2 protein-coding genes and 1 pseudogene are annotated in these 1,596 nt (G+C 69.3%); 1 reads left to right on the top strand and 2 read right to left on the bottom strand.

Annotated features, from left to right (window positions below; translation table 11 throughout):
• A partial coding sequence (locus EOA33_RS35050; protein ID WP_145989499.1) for an NADAR family protein occupies positions 1-474 on the bottom strand: 474 nt, incomplete at its 3' end.
• Positions 475-675: 201 nt separating this feature from the next.
• Between EOA33_RS35050 and EOA33_RS35045 the strand changes: the two genes are divergently transcribed.
• Positions 676-969: a hypothetical protein gene (locus tag EOA33_RS35045; RefSeq protein WP_126055340.1), complete on the top strand. Its 294-nt coding sequence runs from the start codon at positions 676-678 to the stop codon at positions 967-969.
• Between the two features lie 35 nt (positions 970-1,004).
• Here the strand turns inward: EOA33_RS35045 and EOA33_RS35040 are convergent.
• A pseudogene (locus tag EOA33_RS35040) lies at positions 1,005-1,596 on the bottom strand (tetratricopeptide repeat protein); the annotation flags it as partial.

The raw sequence follows: 1,596 nt of genomic DNA, 5'->3' as shown, positions 1-1,596 counted from the left end.
CGCCGCGCGCTCGTCACCCGCGGCGAGGCCAATGCCCCAGATGCGATCGACGGGGCTTGCCTCGACCAGCACGGCATCCTTCGTCGCCAGCAGGAATTCGCCAAGCGGCCCGTTCTGCCGGAATTTCTGGAAGCTGCCTTCCGAAACGAGGCGGAACTTCTCGGCATCCCAACTCGCTCCGTCGAAGCCGCGCACCTCGCGCCCCACCTGCTTGGCCTGCTTCGGGCTCGCGGCGGCGAGCACGCGGCGCACGGCCTCGTCGTCGCCGAACAGCCGCGCCTTGCCGGCCATCATCCAGTGTTCCGCCGTCGCATAGGTCAGCCGGTCGACCGTGAAGGGCGCGGGCCACCACTGGCTGAGACAGGACGTGGTGATGCTTCCGTCCTTCGACGGCTGATGGCCCCAGAAGAACAAGAAGCTGGGCCGGGATTTCGCGCGGACGGCTGCCTCGAGCCAGGAACGATCATAGGTCATGACGGGGATGGAGCGGAGCGGACGGTGAATTGTCAATGGCGGCTGGCGCCTCGCCGCTTTCACCAGCGCGCTCCCCCTGCCGCGCGGCCTGCGGGTTTCGCCGCAATTTCCCTGAAGTTTCGGCGGCGCGTCACGATCTCCGGCGGGGCGGCGACTATCCTCCGCCTTGCTGTCACAGAGGACAGTTCGGAGATCAACGCCATGACCACGATCGTTTCCTTCACCGGCGCCACTGCTCACAACCGGCGCCAGGCGTCCCCTTTCCGGCACTCCCGGTTTGCCACCGCTGCCGTATCGGCACTGTTGTGGCTGCCGCGCTTCTGGAAGGCGCGTAGCGAGCTGGCCGCGCTCGCCGCCATGAGCGAATGCGAGCGCCGCGACATCGGCCTCACCGCCTTCGACGTCGAGAACGCGCTGACGCTGCCGGTCGACCGTGACCCGACCGAGGTGCTTGCGAAGGTCGTGGACGACCGCCGCCATCGCCGTGAATTCTGAGCGCGATACTCCGGGGCCGGCCGCCGGCGTTCCAGTCAGTCCGGCAGGCCGGCCTCGCGCAGGCCGGCGGCGATGCGTTCAGTCGTGCCCGCGTCGAAGGGCGAGGCGTCGCCGACCCTGGCAACGGTGAGGCCCGGGTAGGTTTCCATCAGCCTGCGGCAAGCGTGCCGTGCCTCGTCCTTGCGACCGGCATGAACCAGCGCCGTAACCAGCAGGCGCAGTCCCCACCAGGTGCCCGGCTGCTGGCTAAGGCCGCGCTGCGTCAGCGCCACCGCCTCATCGTAGCGCGCGGCGACGAAATGCGCGGCGCCGATGCCGATCTCGGCCATGTAGCCCATCGGATCGCGCGGGCTCAGCCGTTCGAAATGCTCGAACTTCTCGATCGCCGCCTCGGGCCGCTCGCGATAGACGTCCAGCCAGGCGCTGCGCAGCCAGGCCCAGGCGGAATTCGGATCGAGCGCGCGCGCCCGCGCCAGATGCATGTCGGCGACATCGTAGTCGCGGGCAAAGGAATGCGCCGCGCCGAGCACCGCAAGCACCATCGGGTCGTCGCCGGAGAGCGCCGCCCCCTTCTGCGCCAGGCGCAGGCCCTCCTCCCGTGAAGCGGCCGGCGTTTCGGTCCAGCGG

This window comes from Mesorhizobium sp. M4A.F.Ca.ET.050.02.1.1 (assembly GCF_003997725.1).
In the GTDB taxonomy this organism is placed as follows: Bacteria; Pseudomonadota; Alphaproteobacteria; order Rhizobiales; family Rhizobiaceae; genus Mesorhizobium.
This window is presented reverse-complemented; position numbering and strand designations above follow the sequence as displayed.